This is a genomic window from Ruegeria sp. BHSB064 (assembly GCF_059613205.1).
The window spans coordinates 15,835-33,576 of the sequence record NZ_JBXWSB010000042.1; the positions used below are offsets into that span (position 1 = coordinate 15,835).

General features: G+C 58.4%; 15 protein-coding genes and 2 tRNA genes. 10 read left to right on the forward strand and 7 right to left on the reverse strand.

The window, feature by feature from the left end:
* Positions 1–42: 42 nt before the first annotated feature.
* The 5 genes from AC2FNU_RS11965 to AC2FNU_RS11985 all read left to right on the forward strand — a co-directional run bounded on the left by AC2FNU_RS11965 (position 43) and on the right by AC2FNU_RS11985 (position 4,490).
* Positions 43–1,329 carry a homoserine dehydrogenase gene (locus tag AC2FNU_RS11965; RefSeq protein ID WP_496788335.1) on the forward strand — a complete coding sequence of 429 codons (1,287 nt, stop codon included), beginning with the start codon at positions 43–45 and terminating at the stop codon, positions 1,327–1,329.
* A gap of 69 nt (positions 1,330–1,398) precedes the next feature.
* Complete coding sequence (gene glpX / locus AC2FNU_RS11970) at positions 1,399–2,382, forward strand: class II fructose-bisphosphatase (RefSeq protein ID WP_496788337.1); 984 nt, start codon at positions 1,399–1,401, stop codon at positions 2,380–2,382.
* A 93-nt stretch (positions 2,383–2,475) separates the two neighbouring features.
* Positions 2,476–4,218, forward strand: coding sequence for a single-stranded-DNA-specific exonuclease RecJ (recJ, locus tag AC2FNU_RS11975; protein ID WP_496788339.1), 1,743 nt, complete (start codon positions 2,476–2,478; stop codon positions 4,216–4,218).
* Between the two features lie 98 nt (positions 4,219–4,316).
* Positions 4,317–4,391 (forward strand) — tRNA-Glu (locus AC2FNU_RS11980).
* Between the two features lie 24 nt (positions 4,392–4,415).
* A tRNA-Glu gene (locus AC2FNU_RS11985) sits at positions 4,416–4,490 on the forward strand.
* Positions 4,491–4,499: 9 nt separating this feature from the next.
* Here the strand turns inward: AC2FNU_RS11985 and AC2FNU_RS11990 are convergent.
* From AC2FNU_RS11990 to AC2FNU_RS12020, 7 genes are read right to left on the reverse strand one after another with little or no spacing between them, the layout of a single operon-like run.
* Positions 4,500–6,341 carry a V-type ATP synthase subunit A gene (locus AC2FNU_RS11990; RefSeq protein ID WP_496788340.1) on the reverse strand — a complete coding sequence of 614 codons (1,842 nt, stop codon included), beginning with the start codon at positions 6,339–6,341 and terminating at the stop codon, positions 4,500–4,502.
* Positions 6,338–7,030: a hypothetical protein gene (locus AC2FNU_RS11995; RefSeq protein WP_496788341.1), complete on the reverse strand. Its 693-nt coding sequence runs from the start codon at positions 7,028–7,030 to the stop codon at positions 6,338–6,340. Before AC2FNU_RS11995 ends, AC2FNU_RS11990 begins: the two co-directional genes overlap by 4 nt.
* A 1-nt stretch (position 7,031) precedes the next feature.
* Entirely contained in the window at positions 7,032–7,709 is a 678-nt protein-coding gene (locus AC2FNU_RS12000) for a hypothetical protein (protein ID WP_496788343.1), read from the reverse strand.
* Positions 7,709–8,152 carry an ATP synthase subunit C gene (locus AC2FNU_RS12005; RefSeq protein WP_171089197.1) on the reverse strand — a complete coding sequence of 148 codons (444 nt, stop codon included), beginning with the start codon at positions 8,150–8,152 and terminating at the stop codon, positions 7,709–7,711. Before AC2FNU_RS12005 ends, AC2FNU_RS12000 begins: the two co-directional genes overlap by 1 nt.
* Positions 8,149–9,945 (reverse strand): V-type ATP synthase subunit I, encoded by a 1,797-nt coding sequence (locus tag AC2FNU_RS12010; protein ID WP_496788347.1) that lies wholly within the window; start codon positions 9,943–9,945, stop codon positions 8,149–8,151. The genes AC2FNU_RS12005 and AC2FNU_RS12010 overlap by 4 nt, the downstream gene beginning before the upstream one ends.
* Positions 9,942–10,547, reverse strand: coding sequence for a V-type ATP synthase subunit D (locus tag AC2FNU_RS12015; protein ID WP_496788349.1), 606 nt, complete (start codon positions 10,545–10,547; stop codon positions 9,942–9,944). Before AC2FNU_RS12015 ends, AC2FNU_RS12010 begins: the two co-directional genes overlap by 4 nt.
* Positions 10,525–11,886, reverse strand: coding sequence for a V-type ATP synthase subunit B (locus AC2FNU_RS12020; protein ID WP_496788351.1), 1,362 nt, complete (start codon positions 11,884–11,886; stop codon positions 10,525–10,527). The genes AC2FNU_RS12015 and AC2FNU_RS12020 overlap by 23 nt, the downstream gene beginning before the upstream one ends.
* Before the next feature lie 243 nt (positions 11,887–12,129).
* Here AC2FNU_RS12020 and AC2FNU_RS12025 point away from each other — a divergent pair, with 243 nt between their 5' ends.
* The 5 genes from AC2FNU_RS12025 (at position 12,130) to AC2FNU_RS12045 (ending at position 17,732) form a co-directional block, all read left to right on the forward strand.
* Positions 12,130–13,869, forward strand: a complete 1,740-nt coding sequence (locus tag AC2FNU_RS12025; protein WP_496788354.1) for an ABC transporter substrate-binding protein — start codon at positions 12,130–12,132, stop codon at positions 13,867–13,869.
* An 81-nt stretch (positions 13,870–13,950) separates the two neighbouring features.
* Positions 13,951–15,000: an ABC transporter ATP-binding protein gene (locus AC2FNU_RS12030; protein ID WP_496788364.1), complete on the forward strand. Its 1,050-nt coding sequence runs from the start codon at positions 13,951–13,953 to the stop codon at positions 14,998–15,000.
* A 1-nt stretch (position 15,001) separates the two neighbouring features.
* Positions 15,002–16,078, forward strand: a complete 1,077-nt coding sequence (locus AC2FNU_RS12035; protein ID WP_496788359.1) for an ABC transporter ATP-binding protein — start codon at positions 15,002–15,004, stop codon at positions 16,076–16,078.
* Entirely contained in the window at positions 16,075–16,938 is an 864-nt protein-coding gene (locus AC2FNU_RS12040; protein WP_480798637.1) for a carbohydrate ABC transporter permease, read from the forward strand. The genes AC2FNU_RS12035 and AC2FNU_RS12040 overlap by 4 nt, the downstream gene beginning before the upstream one ends.
* Positions 16,935–17,732, forward strand: coding sequence for a carbohydrate ABC transporter permease (locus AC2FNU_RS12045; RefSeq protein WP_058280831.1), 798 nt, complete (start codon positions 16,935–16,937; stop codon positions 17,730–17,732). The genes AC2FNU_RS12040 and AC2FNU_RS12045 overlap by 4 nt, the downstream gene beginning before the upstream one ends.
* Positions 17,733–17,742 lie beyond the last annotated feature (10 nt).

Sequence of the window (17,742 nt, forward strand, 5' to 3'; positions counted from 1 at the left end):
CATCCGAATACAGTTAGATTCCGGCGGAAAGGGACACACAACATGACACAGGCACTGCGGCTTGGAATTGCGGGCTTGGGAACAGTCGGCGTTGGTGTCGTAAAGATTGTCCGCCGTCACGCAGACGTGCTGAAAGCGCGCACGGGCCGCCCGATTGAGATCGTAGCTGTGTCAGCGCGGGATTCCAAAAAAGATCGCGGTGTAAACCTGTCGAACTATGCCTGGGAAACCGATCCGGTCGCGCTGGCGAAACGCGACGATATCGATGTTTATGTCGAGTTGATGGGCGGCGAAAACGGCCCAGCCAAAGCCTCGGTCGAGGCTGCTTTGGCCAGTGGCAAGGATGTTGTCACCGCCAACAAAGCACTGTTGGCCATCCACGGTCAGGAACTGGCGGAACAGGCCGAGGCTGCGGGTCGTGTCATCCGGTTTGAAGCCGCAGTTGCCGGCGGCATTCCGGTGATCAAATCCCTCACCGAGGGTCTCGCCGGAAACGAGATCACCCGGGTGATGGGTGTGATGAACGGCACCTGCAACTACATCCTGACCCGAATGCAATCCCAGCGTCAGGGATATAACGCCCTGTTCGACGAGTGCGCCGAACTGGGCTATTTGGAAGCCGACCCCAATCTGGACGTGGGCGGCATCGACGCAGCGCATAAACTGGCGCTGCTAGCCTCGATCGCCTTTGGCACCAAGCCGAATTTCGACGGGATCGAGATTGAAGGTATCCAGCAGATCAGCCTGGACGATATCGATCAGGCCGAGGATATGGGCTTTCGCATCAAACTTCTGGGCGTGGCGCAGCGCACCGCACGCGGGCTTGAGCAACGCATGCAACCCTGCCTCGTGCCCAGCGACTCGCCTCTGGGCCAGCTGGAAGGCGGCACCAACATGGTGGTGATCGAAGGCGACTCGGTTGAACAGGTCGTGCTGCGCGGTCCTGGCGCGGGTGAGGGCCCGACAGCTAGTGCCGTGATGGGGGATGTGTGCGATCTGGCACGCGGACTTCAGATCCCAACTTTCGGACGCCCTGCCACATCGCTTGAGGCTGCGACACCAGCGGTTACTGGACTGCCTGCGCCATACTATCTGCGGCTGGGCTTGATGGACAAACCGGGCGCTCTGGCCAAAGTGGCCGCCATTCTGGGCGACGCTGGCGTTTCGATCGACCGGATGCGCCAGTATGCCCACGCCGAAAGCACAGCACCTGTGCTGATCGTCACCCACAAAACCACACGCGCCGCTCTGAACGTCGCGCTGGACGGTTTCCGCAACACGGACGTGGTGGCCGGTGAGCCTGTTGCATTGCGGATTGAAGAGGTTTGATCTTGCGGCCTGCATGAAACGCAAGTTATGCCGGAAGAAACGGCTTTACTGACCAAGGGATACTGAACAATGAGTGCTGCCAAGACCGATTTCAACGACCGCCTGCTGTCTCTGGGGCTGGCAAGGGTGGCGGAACAGGCTGCACTGGCCTCGGCCTCGCTGGTGGGGCGCGGCGATGAGAAAGCCGCCGATCAGGCAGCCGTAAACGCCATGCGGGAACAGCTGAACCTGTTGGACATTGCCGGTGTCGTGGTGATCGGTGAAGGCGAACGCGATGAAGCACCGATGCTGTATATCGGCGAAGAGGTCGGCACCGGAAACGGCCCCGGAGTGGACATCGCATTGGATCCGCTGGAAGGCACAACGCTGACCGCCAAGGACATGCCCAACGCGCTGACCGTGATCGCCATGGGTCCACGCGGTTCGATGCTGCATGCGCCAGACGTGTACATGGACAAACTGGCCGTTGGACCGGGCCTGCCTGAAGGCGTCGTCAATCTGGACATGTCCCCGCGCGAACGTGTCGAGGCTTTGGCAAAAGCCAAGAACTGCAAACCGGCAGACATCACGGTTTGCATTCTGGAACGTCCTCGTCATGAGGCCATGATCGCCGAAGTACGCGAAACCGGTGCCTCGATCCGCCTGATCACCGATGGTGATGTGGCTGGCGTAATGCATTGCGCGGAAAGCGAAGTGACCGGCATCGACATGTATATGGGTCAGGGAGGTGCGCCCGAAGGTGTTCTGGCTGCGGCAGCCCTGAAATGCATGGGTGGGCAGATCTTTGGTCGCCTGTTGTTCCGCAACGATGACGAACGTGGCCGCGCCGCCAAGGCTGGCATCACTGATCTGGATCGCGTTTATGCACGTGATGAGATGGTGACCGCAGATGTGATTTTCGCCGCGACCGGTGTTACCGGTGGGTCGCTGCTGCCACGCATCAAGCGAGAGCCGGGCTGGGTTGAAACAACAACGTTGCTGATGCGGTCAAAAACCGGGTCGGTGCGCCGCATGTCTTATCGCACGCCGACTTGGCCGCATGACAAGGCGTAACGGCTTGCGCCGTTGCCTTCGGCGAGAGTATTTTTGAAAAGATGAAAAGGCCGGGTCCGCAAGGGTCCGGCCTTGGCGCATAAGAGGCGAGAGATGAGTTTTCTTGGGGTAGAGCAATCGTTGACGGGGCGGCGTTGGGTTGGCCCCAGCGCCGAGGTAGAACGCGCTGCCGAGATGATGGCGCAACAGACCGACCTGCCACGCGCGGTGTGCCAGGTTCTGGCCAGACGCGGCGTGCCCGCGATTGAGGCACGCGGCTTTCTGGATCCCAAGCTCAAGGAAATGTTGCCCGACCCGCGCGCGATGAAAGACATGGAGATCGCAGCGGCACGCTTTCTGGATGCCGTTCGGCATCGCCAGAAGATCGCAGTATTTGCGGATTATGACGTCGACGGCGGCAGCTCTGCTGCGCTGCTGCTGGTCTGGTTGCGCCAGATGGGTTTGCAGGCGACGCTGTATGTGCCCGACAGGATCGATGAAGGATACGGCCCCAACGTGCCTGCCATGCAGGAGCTGGCGTCCAGCCACGACCTGATCATATGCGTCGATTGCGGAACACTCAGCCACGAGCCGATTGCGGCTGCCAAAGGGGCTGACGTTATCGTTCTGGATCACCATCTGGGGGGTGAGACGCTGCCGGATTGCGTTGCTGTCGTAAACCCCAACCGACAAGACGAAAGCGGTGATCTGGGGTATCTTTGCGCAGCGGGTGTGGTGTTCTTGATGCTGGTCGAAGCCGGGCGTCAATTGCGCCAAGACGGCGCGAAGGGGCCGGACTTGATGTCGATGCTGGATCTGGTGGCGCTGGCCACTGTGGCTGACGTTGCACCTTTGATCGACGCCAATCGCGCTCTGGTTCGGCAGGGGTTGAAAGTGATGGCGCAGCGGCAGCGGCCCGGCCTTGTGGCCCTGTCCGATGTTTCTCGAATGGACACCGCGCCGAACAGCTATCATCTTGGGTTTCTTCTGGGGCCCCGAGTGAATGCGGGCGGGCGGATCGGTCAGGCCGATCTGGGCGCGCGATTGCTGAGCACAGAGTCCCTGCACGAAGCGCAAGCTTTGTCCGAGCGTTTGGATGCCTTGAACACGGAACGTCGGGACATTGAAAACGCAGTGCGCGCCGCTGCCATGGAACAGGCCGAACACCGCGGCCTGGACGCACCATTGGTGTGGGCGGCTGGCGAAGGCTGGCACCCCGGCGTAGTCGGGATCGTCGCCTCTCGCCTGAAGGAAACCGCCAACCGCCCGGCTATCGTGATTGGCTTTGATGGGGATGAGGGCAAAGGCTCAGGCCGGTCGGTTTCGGGCGTTGATCTGGGGGCTTCAATCCAGCGTCTCGCCGCCGAAGGGCTGCTGGTCAAGGGCGGCGGTCACAAGATGGCAGCGGGTCTTACCGTGATGCGCGACAAGCTTGAACCCGCAATGGAACGCTTGAGCGAGTTGCTGGCCAAGCAAGGTGCCGGTCAGGGTGGCCCGGCCGATCTGAAACTGGATGGCGCGCTTATGCCCGGTGCTGCGACGGTTGATCTGATCGAACAGGTTGAAAAGGCGGGGCCATTTGGGGCCAGCGCCCCTGCCCCGCGCTATGCTTTGCCGGACCTGCAGGTGCGCTTTGCCAAACGTGTCGGGGAAACACATCTGAAGCTGTCGCTGGCCGATGGCATGGGCGGTGGGCTGGACGCGATTGCCTTTGGCGCGTTTGACGGCCCTATGGGCGAGAAATTGTCAAATCACGGCGGCGCACGCTTTCATTTTGCGGGCCGGCTTGAGGTGAACACATGGGGTGGGCGACAATCCGTTCAACTTCGGCTGGAGGATGCGGCAGAGGCCAATTGACGCTCTGCGTCAGAGGCCCAAAAAACTTTCACATCCCTGCATTTTTCCGCTTGCGGGGGTCACGGTGAAACCGTAAAAGGCCCTCCACAAGCCAGCGTGGCCCGTTCGTCTATCGGTTAGGACGCCAGGTTTTCAACCTGGAAAGAGGGGTTCGATTCCCCTACGGGCTGCCACTTGTGCTTGTGCGACTACCAAATGGCCCGTTCGTCTATCGGTTAGGACGCCAGGTTTTCAACCTGGAAAGAGGGGTTCGATTCCCCTACGGGCTGCCATTTCCTTCTCTACACTCCGAACTTTTCTCGACACAGGTCTTCGATCTGAGCCCAGATCGATTTGTATTCCGGCGTGTTTTCCGCCGCATAGTGGAAATTCTTCATCAACCCTGTCTGCTGCGTAAACACCTGTCGCACTTCGGATTTGTCCGAGAAGGCCGCCGTGGATTGCGTGACGTCATAGACAAGCTTGAACGTCATTTTCTGCCGCTCCAGCGGTACGGTCGCATCAACCTTGTCGAAGGCGTCCTGCTGCAGATAGACCATATCAACAAACAGCGCTTTTTGCTGGGTGACAAAGTCTTCGATCGTGACACCCTCTTCCCCCGTGACCTGCATCATCTGGTCAACTTGTTCGCCTTTTTCGATCAGAGCGATCAGGTCGCGCACTTTATCCGTCCAGCCCGGTTCGGCGTTCTTGTCGTACCAATCCGACAACTGGTCGGAGTACCGAGACCAGCTGAGCATCGGATCAACAGCAGGATAAAAGCGTTTATAGGCGCGCTCGGACGACAGGCCGAGGAAGCACTTGACCGTCGACAGGGTGGATTGCGTCACCGGCTCGTCAAAATTGCCGCCCGCAGGTGAAACCGTTCCGATCAGCGTCAGGCTGCCCAGATCGCCGTCGTTGGTTTTCAGGGCCCCTGCGCGTTCGTACAACCCTTTGATTGAGCTTTCCAGGTAGGCAGGGAACCCTTCCTCACCGGGGATTTCCTCAAGCTTGCCCGATGTTTCCCGCATGGCTTGCGCCCAGCGGCTGGTGCTGTCGGCGATCAGCAAAACGTCATAGCCCATCTGCCGGTAGTATTCGCCCAAAGTAATACCTGTGAAGATAGACGCCTCGCGCGCTGCAACCGGCATGGATGAGGTGTTACAGATGATGATCGTCCGGTCCATCAGGCTGCCGCCGGTGGTGGGATCGGTCATCTTCGGGAATTCTTCGATGGTTTCCACCACCTCCCCTGCCCGTTCACCGCAGGCCACAACAATCACGATATCGACCTGTGCGTTCCGCGCGATCAGGTTCTGCAGTACGGTCTTGCCCGCCCCGAACGGACCGGGAATGCAGGCGGTTCCGCCGCGGGCGATCGGGAAGAACGTGTCGATCAGACGTTGCGAGGTCAGGACAGGCTCGGTCGGATACAAGCGCTCGGACAAAGTGCGTTTCAGGATGTTTTCCGGCAATGGCCGTCGAACCGGCCATTTCTGCGACAGGGTCAGAGTATGCTCGCCACCGTTTTCGTCTTCCAGACGGGCCACAATGTCATGGATGGTGGCCGCGCCCTTTTGCACCCAGACCACCTTGTACGCGCCGGGCCAATTGAACGGCAGCATGATCTTGTGGCTGAAGTGGCCCTCGGGCACTGTCCCGATACTGTCCCCGGCGGTTACGGTGTCGCCAACCTTGACCGAGGGCGTAAAGGACCATTTCGCCACTTCATCCAAAGGCGCCACATCTGCGCCGCGCGGCAGGAAGGTTCCAAATTCGGCAGCCACTTTGGGCAGAGGTGATTGCAACCCGTCAAACACCTGCCCCAATAGTCCCGGCCCCAGCTCGACCGACAGCAACTGACCCGATTGCTCAACCGGATCGCCAACGGCCACACCGTCGGTGCTTTCATAGACCTGTACGTCTGCGGTATCGCCCCGCACACGCAGCACCTCGGCTTTCAGACGTTCCTGACGCCCACCGGGACCGGGGCGCGAAGGCAGGATGAAAACCACCTCGTTTTTGACCAACTGGCCGGGCTGACCGGTCGCATCCGGGTTGGCTTGTATTTTCACAAGCCCTTCCTGAACCGAGACGACCCGTGCAGTCGATGTCTGTTTAGCTGAGGTTGGGGCTGTCATGCGCTTGCTCCCTCAAAATCGATATCGGCAACGTCGGCCATGGCCTGCTGCGCCAGTTTTTCAAATCGCTTGGCCGCTTCGGTGGCGCTGCTTTGCGCCCAGCGGTCAAAAATGTTCCAGATCAGGACGTATATCGCGACCGCCTCGAAATCGAACATGTGGCGGGCTGCATGTCGCTTGAGTTGCTTTTGGCTGATCGACAAAAGCAGGCGTTCCAGCCCAAGCGGATCTTCGTCTTCGAGCAATTGGTGCGCCTCTTTCAGCCACGGCATCGGGGTATCCAGCCCGAATGTGGGATCTGTCCAGTGGGCTGGAATATGGCGGCTCCATCGTCCGACGCCGAATGGGCCTGAAGGCGCGGGCTCTCCTCGTTTTCTCAGGCGCAATGCCGCAATGACCGAGCGGAGTTCCATGCGCTCCATGAAGAGCTTGCGCAAGGTTGGCTGTGGGATGTCCTTCAACGCCTGTTTACAGCGCTGGATCGCCTGAACGTCTGTGACATCCATGTCATACGCGCTCCAGCTCAGTGTGTGTTCCAGCACATTCAGGACCTTGGCATCTTCTGCTTTCAAAGCCTTCAACCGACGCTCGAGCCTGATCCGCGACAGCGGAGGCTGTTTGGCAACAAACAACCGTTCCGATCCCGGAAGACTGCACATCAACGCGATATAGGCGTCCTGCTTTGACATCTCAGCGGATGACCCCTTCCAGCACGGCACGGAATCGGGGTTGCAGATGCTCCATCAGCAATGAGGCCACCGCCTTGTCGGTCAGATCCAGAACCACCCCCTGATCTTCCGCCCGCACGCGGATGCCTTCCTGATTGTCATCAGTCGCGTGCAGTTCGACATTCTCGCGCAGCATCTTTGCGGTCAGACCAAGAACGTATTTCGTCAGCTTACCGGACTGAATGTCATCCGCGTTTTGCTTGATGTCTTCCTGCGTGGCGACCTTGGCGGGCAAAACGACCTGAACCTTGCCGTCCAGATTGGCTCCCTCACTGGCGCGACCGACAACCTCAAGGATCATTTGCTTAAGTAGCTCAGGATCCGACATCTCTTTGGTTACAAGGCGTTCAACATCTTCTTTGAAGCGATCTGTCAGACCGGCCTTCATGGTCAGGACAGCGTCCCGCATCGCGGTGTTCAACGCTTCCTCACCCGCCGCCCGGTAATTGTCGGATTCTGTGCGGGCTTTCTTTTTGAACTCATCAGCTTCGCGTTTTGCATCCGCCAGAATACGTGCAGCCTCGGCCTTGGCTTCGGCGCGCAACTTTTCGGCCTCGGCCTGACCTGCGGCAACCCCATCGTTGCGCAGCTTGTCGATCAGGGCGTCAACGCCATGCGAAATTGCTCCGGTCTGTGCCATCAGCTGATCCCCGCACTAATGACCAAGGCGAACACAAACGCAAAAACCCCAAACCCTTCGATGATCGCAGCCGGAGCAAGCGCGAGGCCAAAAATCTCGGGCTTTTCCTTGGTGGCGTTGATCGCTGCTGCACAGGCCCGGCCCTGCCAGATACCGCAATACATCAGCGCGATGCCCGACAGGATGCCAATGCCGAACAGACCCCCTGCGTTTTCCGGCGTCACGGCGCGGTTCAGGGTAAACATGATAACGATCCCATAGATCACCATCGTGGACGGAAAGGCCGAAACGCCGACGAACCGACCATAGCCGCCCTCGGTTTCTGTCATGGCTCCGATACTGGCCATCCCCGCAATCGAACAGCCAATGGCGCTTGCCGCAGCCCCCAACGCCATAGGCGCGTAGATGCCCAGCCAACCCAGTGTAAGAACAAGCTCATTCATTCCTGAACCTCCTTGCGGGCAAACGGACGAAAGACGATGCCTTCATCCGGCAGACCCCATTTAAAGAATTCGATGTAATTGAGACGTAAGCCGTGGACGACGCCGCTCATCATGGCGAGGGCGAAATTCAAAACGTGACCGATGATCAGGATCAGTAATCCAAACAGTATGCCCGGTCCTTTCAGCGCCTGCATGACAGACACGGCCAGATCGTTGAACGTGATGGCCAACGATGCCGAAGCAAGGCCCAGCGCGAACAGGCGCATATAGCTGAGCACGTCGCCAAACGCGCCCATTGCTCCGGCAAGGCTTTGCAAGCCCTCAATCAGACGCCAGATCCAGTCTGTCGGCTTCTTGATCATCCGCTCACTGGAAAACAAGACAATGGCCACAACGCCGACGATCAGGACAGCCGACCCCGGCACAGGTGATTTGCCGTTCATATAGCTGAGCCACAAAACAAATCCGCCGATCAGGGCAGCAATCCACCCCAGATTGGCAATCGCTTTGCGTTGCCCCCACGCGGCACGGGCCGCAAGTGCGTTTGCCAGAACCAGATGCAAGACGCCAACCACAATCGAGACCATCATCATGGCCCCGAAGTTGTTCAGACCCAGCACTTTGAGCTTTGCCCAGATCGAGCCGGCAGATGGAGAAACTCCAAAGTAGCTACCGACCAAAATGCCGTAGAGAATTGTAGCCCCTGAGACAATCAGCCCGAACTGACGCCAGGACCTTAGACCGGCTGTGCCATCCATCCGTTTCCAAAACGCCAGCAGCCCCAGCAGGATGACAGCGCCGTATCCGGCATCCGCGACAATCATCGCAAAGAAGATCGCAAAGGAGGCCGAGACGATGACACTCGGATCCCAATCCTGATAGCCGGGCACCTGATAAAACAAAGCCAGGTCGACAGCAGCACTGCGGTTTTCGGGCTGCTCCAGCAATGTCGGAGGTGTGTCGTCCGGGCCCGGTTCCTCAATCAAAGCGGCACACCCTGTGCTGTGTGCCATATCCAGAACTGCATCCACCCGATCTTCCGGAACCCACCCCTGCACAGCAAACACCGCCTCTTCGTCGCGCACCTTTTGCGTCGCGTGGGCCAGTTCGGCGGCGCTTTCAGCGACGGACAAGTTCCGGCGCATCAGGGTCAGGTAACGGGTTTGTGCCACGCGTTCAGCCTCGAGCGCCTCAAGCGCGATTTCGGCTTCCTCCAGTTGCGCCTCAAGCTCGTGAATGGGCAACGAGCCTACATGCGTGCGCGGGATCGGAAGAATGTCATCGTCGGGTTCGTCGGGCGAGATCAGAACGGCATAAAGAAAACGGTGATCTTCTTCTAAAACAGCCCAAGGCGGTTCGAGTTCTGACAGAGCTGCACGGTGTTTCAGTGGCACCTGATAAAACCACAGCCGATTGCCTGCCAAAACATCCGTGGGTGGAAAGTCCAAATCACCCCAAGGCCGCACTTGGGCAATACGATGCGTCAGAAAATCCCGCCGGTCCATCGTTTGCCGTGTGCATTGCATGAGGTCAGTCACCTCATGCACAAAGCGGTCCATGTCAAAATCGGGGTCTCGCCGAATCTGGCGTCGCGGTTCGGGAACTTCTGCAAGGAAACGCAACGCTTTATACGCTTCTCTTGCACCACGCTCGCTGATCTTTTCAGGTTCATTTGGTGGCGGAACAAGCGGCAGAACATGCATACAGCCAAGGTCCTGCAGCGCCTCAAGCGTATCCGCCTTGTGCGTTGCAGGCCCGACCAGAGACATCTTCTTCAAACGTGCGACGCTCATGTCAAAACCTCTCGCGCATGTTTGCGTTTGGAGATTTTCGACCGCACGACCGCCTGCATCTGTTCGTCACTCAGATAGATGCGGATCTTCTTGATATTGGCCTTGGCACGGGGGATCAGAACCTTTTCGAACAGATTGACCCGCTGGGTAATCGTGGCCACCGCCTTGTCGAAAATCCGCACGCGTTCCTCGGCGATTTTGACCCGCAGGCGCGCTTCGATCATGTCGTGCAACAACTGCGCGGCGGCATCAACCCAATGAGGTTTGGCAAACACAGAATAGGGGCGCACGACAACTTCGATCCGGTCAAGGTCAGGCATTTTGACGCCAACCACGTTGACCTCTTTGACCTTGTAATCCCTCAGCTCAACAAGCCCGTCCAGATCGATACCCTGCTGGGCCAACATGGGCAGCTTTTCACCCACCTGCTGCGCAAGGGCCTTCACCTCATGCTCAAGGCGTTTGACGTCCTCGCGTGCCTTCACCCGTTCCGCCATCAACTGCTGTCGCTTCAGGTCCAGCGACGGCAGGAACCGCTCATAGCTTTTCAGCTGCGTCTGCTGGCGGGCCAGCGACGATTTATTCAGCTGCAACCGCGCCATCGGCATCCTTTGGGAAATACTTGTCGATCAAAGCCTGCTTCATCAGCAACTGTTCCGGCGCGAAGCATTCGGCCAGTGTTTTCCAGCCCAAATCCAACGCCTCCTCCAGCGGGATCGAAACGTTAATGTCCATGAACCGCGACCGAAACAGAGCGCCAAATTTCAGCAATTGATGATCGTAATCCGACAGATCAAACGCCATCGCCTGCTTTTGCGCAGCATCGCGGCTTTCCGAATAGAAACGGATCATCGTATTCATGATCTGCCCGTGATCTTCGCGCGTGGTCTTGCCGATTACGTTCTGCTTGAGGCGCGACAGGCTGCCGAACGGGTCAATCACGCCAGAGTGCAGATAGAACTGGCCTTCGGTAATGTAACCGGTGTTGTCCGGCACCGGATGGGTCACGTCGTTGCCGGGCATCGTTGTGACGGTCAGAACAGTGACCGATCCACCCTTGGCATAATCGCAGGCTTTCTCGTACCTGCGTGCCAGCTGCGAATAGAGATCGCCCATGTAACCACGCTGCGAGGGCACGCGCTCCTGACTGATCCCCACTTCTTTCATTGCATCGGCATAAGCTGTCATGTCGGTCAACAGGACCAGCACGCGCTTGCCCTCCTCCACCGCAAATTTCTCGGCCACCGCCAAGGCCATGTCAGGGACCAACAGCCGCTCGACCAGAGGGTCCATCGCCTGATTGACGAACATCACAGTACGCGAGAACACGCCTGCATCCTCGAACGAGGTTCGAAAGGTGTGATAGTCATCAAAGATCAGACCCAGACCTCCGAATACCACGATATCCGCATCCGCCTGGATACCGATTCGGCTGAGGAAGGCGTTGAATGGCTCGCCCGAGACCGAAAAGATCGGGATTTTCTGGCTTTCGACCAGCGTGTTGAACACATCAATCATCGGCACGTCGGTGCGGATCATTTTGTTGGGTACCGCACGTTCTGCCGGGTTCACGGTCGGTCCGCCAATGTCGATTCGGGGTTCAGAAGACAGATCTGGTCCGCCGTCTATTGGCACGCCCGCACCATCAAAGACGCGCCCCAGAATGTTGGCCGAATACGGCGTTTGCATCGGGTGGCCCAGAAAGGTCGCCGTCGCCTCGGTCGAGATTCCTTTGGTGCCGGAAAACACCTGAAGCGTCACAACGTCCCGGTCGATGAAGATCGCCTGCGCCAGTGTTTTACGGCCATCTACGGTCTCGATCACTGCAAGATCGTTGAACCGAACCGCAGGGTTTCCATCGCCTTCGACCGGCACCCGAACCTTGATCGTGTCCCCCACAATTTCCAGAACTCGCGTGTACTTCAACAGGCTTCGGGACATTACACATCCTCGCTGGTTCAAGTTGTTTTTTGCAAACCGCGCCGCGTCGTTCACCGGCAATTTTTGTAATAACAATCCCAGCTTACAACGAATTCACAATTTGGCAAATGAGTTCGATTCCACCCGCTCTCGGATGCCCGAGCGTCAATTACTAAAAATTTAGTTTGACACATGCGCGACAAATCGCTGATGCTGTCTGGCATCCGGTTACCGCCGGAAACCATAATCTTTGGGAGGAGACAGATGCGGAGACATCTACTTTCCGCAGTGGCGGCGGCTGCCGTCATTGCGGGGCACGGTTCTGCTTGGGCCGACGAAGCCGCAGCACAACGTTGGATCGACGACGAATTCCAGCCATCAACCCTGTCGAAAGACGAACAGATGGCCGAGATGCAGTGGTTCATCGAAGCTGCACAACCTTATGCTGGCATGGAAATCAACGTCCTGTCCGAGGGCATCCCGACCCATTCCTACGAGTCCGAGGTTCTGACCAAGGCGTTCGAGGAAATCACCGGCATCAAGGTCAACCACCAAATCCTCGGTGAAGGCGAAGTGGTTCAGGCCGTTCAGACCCAGATGCAAACGGGCCGGAACCTGTATGACGGCTACGTCAACGACAGCGACCTGATCGGTACGCATTCGCGCCTGCAACTTGCCTACCCGCTGACCGACATGATGGGTGGTGACTGGGCGGCGACAACTTCGCCGACTTTGGATCTGGATGACTTCATGGGCATTCAGTTCACGACTGGCCCGGACGGCAAGCTGTATCAGCTGCCCGATCAGCAGTTTGCGAACCTGTACTGGTTCCGCAAGGACTGGTTCGATGATGAGGCCAACAAGGCCGCATTCAAAGAAAAGTACGGCTATGATCTGGGTGTGCCGGTCAACTGGTCGGCCTATGAGGACATCGCCGAATTCTTCACCAATGACGTGAAAGAAGTCGACGGCGTGACGATCTACGGCCACATGGACTATGGCAAACGCGCACCTGACCTCGGTTGGCGTATGACTGACGCCTGGCTGTCGATGGCCGGTGCCGGTGACGTTGGCGAGCCGAACGGTGTTCCGGTCGACGAATGGGGCATCCGCATGGAAGCGGGCACCTGTAACCCTGTTGGCGCATCCGTTTCGCGCGGTGGTGCAGCAAACGGCCCTGCGGCGGTTTATGCGATCCGCAAATGGGATGAATGGCTGCGGGCCTATGCACCTCCGGGTGCGGCGTCTTATGACTTCTACCAGTCGCTGCCCGCGCTCAGCCAGGGCAACGTGGCCCAGCAGATCTTCTGGTACACCGCCTTTACCGCTGACATGGTGAAGCCGAAGTCCGAAGGCAATAACACGGTCGATGACGAAGGCACGCCGCTGTGGCGGATGGCGCCCAGCCCGCATGGCCCCTATTGGGAAGAAGGCCAGAAGGTTGGTTACCAAGACGTGGGGTCGTGGACCTTCCTGAAATCGACCCCCTCGGATCGTGCTCAGGCTGCTTGGCTCTATGCCCAGTTCGTGACGTCCAAGACCGTTGACGTGAAGAAATCCCATGTGGGTCTGACCTTCATTCGCGACAGCTCGGTCAATCACGAGTCGTTCACGGAGCGCGCACCCAAGCTGGGTGGTCTGGTCGAGTTCTACCGCTCGCCTGACCGTGTGGCATGGTCGCCGACCGGCATCAACGTTCCGGACTATCCAAAGCTGGCCCAGATCTGGTGGCAGCAGATCGGTGATGTGAACTCGGGTGCCTTCACCCCGCAAGAGGCGATGGACCGTCTGGCAGAAGAGATGGACATCACCATGGCCCGCATGCAGGCCGCGGATGAAAGCGCCGGTGTCTATGGTGGCTGTGGCCCACGCCTGAACGAACCGCAGGATCCGTCCTTCTGGTTGGAAAAAGCAGGATCGCCCAAGGCCAAGCTTGAGAACGAAAAGCCGCAGGGCCAGACCGTCAACTATGACGAACTGGTTCAGCGCTGGCAGTCTCAGTAAACCGAAGCAACCGGGGGTGCCGCGTCAGGCATCCCCACCCCAATGCCAGTGCAACGCACTGAAGGATCGGAACTCACGGACATGATCGAACTTCAAGACGCCACCAAACGGGTTGGCAACGTCATCCATATCAAACCTACGAACCTGACGCTGCAGACCGGCCATTTCAACGTGCTGCTTGGCGCGACAGGATCAGGCAAGACCTCTCTGATCAAGATGATGGCCGGGCTGGACCCGATTGCCTCGGGCAAGGTCTTTATGGATGGGCAAGACGTGACCCGGCTGAACACGCAGAAGCGTCAGATCAGCCTGGTGCACCAATTCTTCGTGAATTACCCGCATATGACTGTTTTCGACAACATCGCCTCGCCCCTGCGCGTGGCTGGCATGGCGAGATCCGAGATCGAAGGCCGTGTGGAAGAGGCCGCTAACCTGCTGCAATTGCGCCCGATGTTGCACCGCCGCCCGCATGAGCTGTCGGGTGGGCAACAACAACGCACCGCGCTGGCTCGGGCCATCGCGAAAGAAAGCCGCGCTGTGTTCCTGGATGAGCCGCTGGCGAACCTGGATTACAAGTTGCGTGAAGAACTGCGCGAACAACTGCCCGACCTGTTCGCAGGACGCGGCGCAGTGGTCGTTTACGCCACCTCGGAACCCGAAGAGGCCCTTTTGCTGGGCGGATACACTGCCTTGATGGAAGATGGTCGTGTGACCCAATTCGGTCCAACAGCAGACATTTACCGCAACCCCGAAAACATCGCCGCAGCGCGCGTCTTCTCGGACCCGCCGATCAACGTGGCACAGATCACTGTAGCCGGTGCTCAGGCGCAGTTGGCCGGGGGTGGCGGATGGGCCGTCACCGATATGGCTGATGGCGAATACATGGTCGCCGTACGACCGCACAGAGTGACACCGTTTCGTACGTCTGAAGCTGATGTAGAACTGACAGGCCGCGTGATCGTGACGGAACTGTCTGGCTCAGACTCCAGCGCGCATTTCCGGCATGGGGCGGATGACTGGGTGTCTCTGGCTGCTGGCGTGCACCCTTATCAGGTCGGCGAGGATCACAGCTTCTACATGAACCCGGCCCATTGCCGGTATTTCGGCCAAGACGGCAAAAGGGTGGCCTGACATGGCACAGATCAAACTTTCCAACCTGCGACACAGCTACATGCCCGCGCCGAAAGGCCCCGAGGACTATGCGCTGAAAGAAATTGATGTGACCTGGCGCGATGGCGGAGCATACGCTCTGCTCGGGCCGTCGGGCTGCGGCAAGTCAACGCTGCTGAACATCATATCCGGCCTTCTTACCCCCTCGGAAGGTCGGATCCTATTTGATGACCGGGACGTGACGGCGCTGCCCCCGGATCAGCGCAACATCGCACAGGTGTTCCAGTTCCCGGTGATCTACGACACGATGACCGTGGGCGAAAACCTGGCCTTTCCGCTCAAAAACCGGGGCGTCGATGCAGCGACCATCAAACGCCGCGTCGATGAGATTGCCGAGATGCTGGATGTCACAGACATGCTGAATACCCGCGCCAGCGGCCTCAGCCCGGACAACAAGCAGAAGATCTCGATGGGGCGCGGTTTGGTCCGTGACGACGTGAACGCGGTCATGTTCGACGAACCGCTGACAGTGATCGACCCGCATCTGAAATGGAAACTGCGGTCCAAGCTGAAAGAGCTGCACCAGCGCGTCAAAGCCACCATGATTTACGTGACCCACGACCAGACCGAAGCGTTGACCTTCGCCGACGAAGTGGTCGTGATGCAAGAGGGCGAGGTCGTACAAATTGGCACGCCTGTTGAGTTGTTCGAACGCCCCCAGCACACGTTTGTTGGCCATTTCATCGGCTCACCGGGCATGAATGTTCTGCCGTGCGAGGCCAAAGGCGACCGCGCCATATTCGAAGGGCACGAGGTCATGCTGGAAGGCCCAACCCATGGCGACGGAGGCCGCACCGATCTGGGCATCCGCCCCGAATACGTGGGCTTCGGTAATACGGGCATCCCGGCACATGTGACTAAGGTTTCGGACATTGGCCGCCACTATGTCGTCAGCGCCATGGTGGGCAATACAGCCCTTAAGGCCGTTACTGAACATGAGGTTCCCGAGCCCGGCTCGCATGTCTTCCTGCAATTCAAACCAGAACAATCCCGCGTCTATCGCGACGGCTGGATCGCAACTCAGGAGCGGGCGCAATGAGAACAGAAAACCAAAAAGCATGGTTCTTTGTCCTGCCGGTTCTGGCGCTGGTCGCGTTCAACGCGCTGGTGCCGATGATGACGGTGGTCAACTACTCGGTGCAGGAAACCTTCGGCAACAACCAGTTCTTCTGGGAAGGTCTGGGCTGGTTCGAACAAATCCTGCGGTCCGACCGCTTTCAGGCCGCTCTGGGGCGGCAGTTCCTGTTCACCTTCCTGATCCTGCTTATTGAGGTGCCACTGGGTATCATCGTGGCCCTGTCGATGCCCCGCAAGGGGTTCTGGGTACCGGTCTGTCTGGTGCTTATGGCCCTGCCGATGCTGATCCCGTGGAACGTGGTCGGCTCGATGTGGAACATCTTCACCCTACCGAAAATCGGCCTTATGGGATATTTCCTGAATGACGTGCTGGGCATCAACTATGACATGACGCAACAGCCGCTGTCGGCCTGGATCACCATCATCGTGATGGATGTCTGGCACTGGACGTCACTGGTCGTGCTGCTGTGCTATGCGGGCCTCGTATCGATCCCGGATGCCTACTATCAGGCGGCCAAGATTGACGGTGCCAGCCCATGGTCCGTGTTCCGATACATCCAGTTGCCCAAGATGAAAACCGTCCTGACCATCGCCGTTCTGCTGCGCTTTATGGACAGTTTCAACATCTATACCGAACCTTTCGTTCTAACGGGCGGCGGCCCCGGCAACTCAACCACCTTGCTGTCGATCGACCTTGTGAAGATCGCGCTGGGACAGTTCGACCTTGGCCCTGCAGCCGCGATGAGCCTGATCTATTTCGCCATCACGCTGCTGGTTTCGTGGGTCTTCTACACACTGATGACAAAGGATGACGCGGAATGAAAAAGCGGTCCCTTATCCCGATCCTCTATATCGCGTTCCTGATGCTACCGATCTATTGGCTGGTGGCGATGTCCTTTAAGACGACGAACGAGATCCTGTCGGGCTTTTCCCTGTTCCCCCAGACCTTTACGCTGGAGAATTACATTACTATCTTCACCGATCCGACGTGGTATTGGGGATACATCAACTCGATCATCTATGTGACAATCAACACGGTGCTGTCGGTCTGTGTCGCCCTGCCTGCGGCCTATGCGTTCTCGCGCTACCGGTTCCTCGGGGACAAGCAATTGTTCTTCTGGCTGCTGACCAACCGGATGGCTCCTGCAGCGGTGTTCGCGTTGCCCTTCTTCCAGCTCTATTCGTCGATCCACCTGTTCGACACCTATCTGGCCGTGGCTCTCGCGCATACGCTGTTCAACGTGCCTTTGGCTGTGTGGATATTGGAAGGCTTCATGCGCGGTATCCCGAAAGAGCTGGACGAGACGGCCTATGTCGACGGCTATTCCTTCCCGCGTTTCTTCGTGACGATCTTCCTGCCCAACATCAAAGCCGGTGTCGGCGTTGCGGCCTTCTTCTGCTTTATGTTCTCATGGGTCGAAATGTTGCTGGCCAAAACCCTGACCGCGGTTGAGGCGAAACCCATCGCCGCCGTGATGACACGCACCGCATCAAGCGCGGGGTATGAACTGGGCTTGCTAGCCGCCGCCGGAACGTTGACCATCATCCCCGGTGCCATCGTCATCTGGTTTGTCCGCAACTACATCGCGCGCGGTTTCGCGATGGGACGTGTGTGAGGTTCAATAT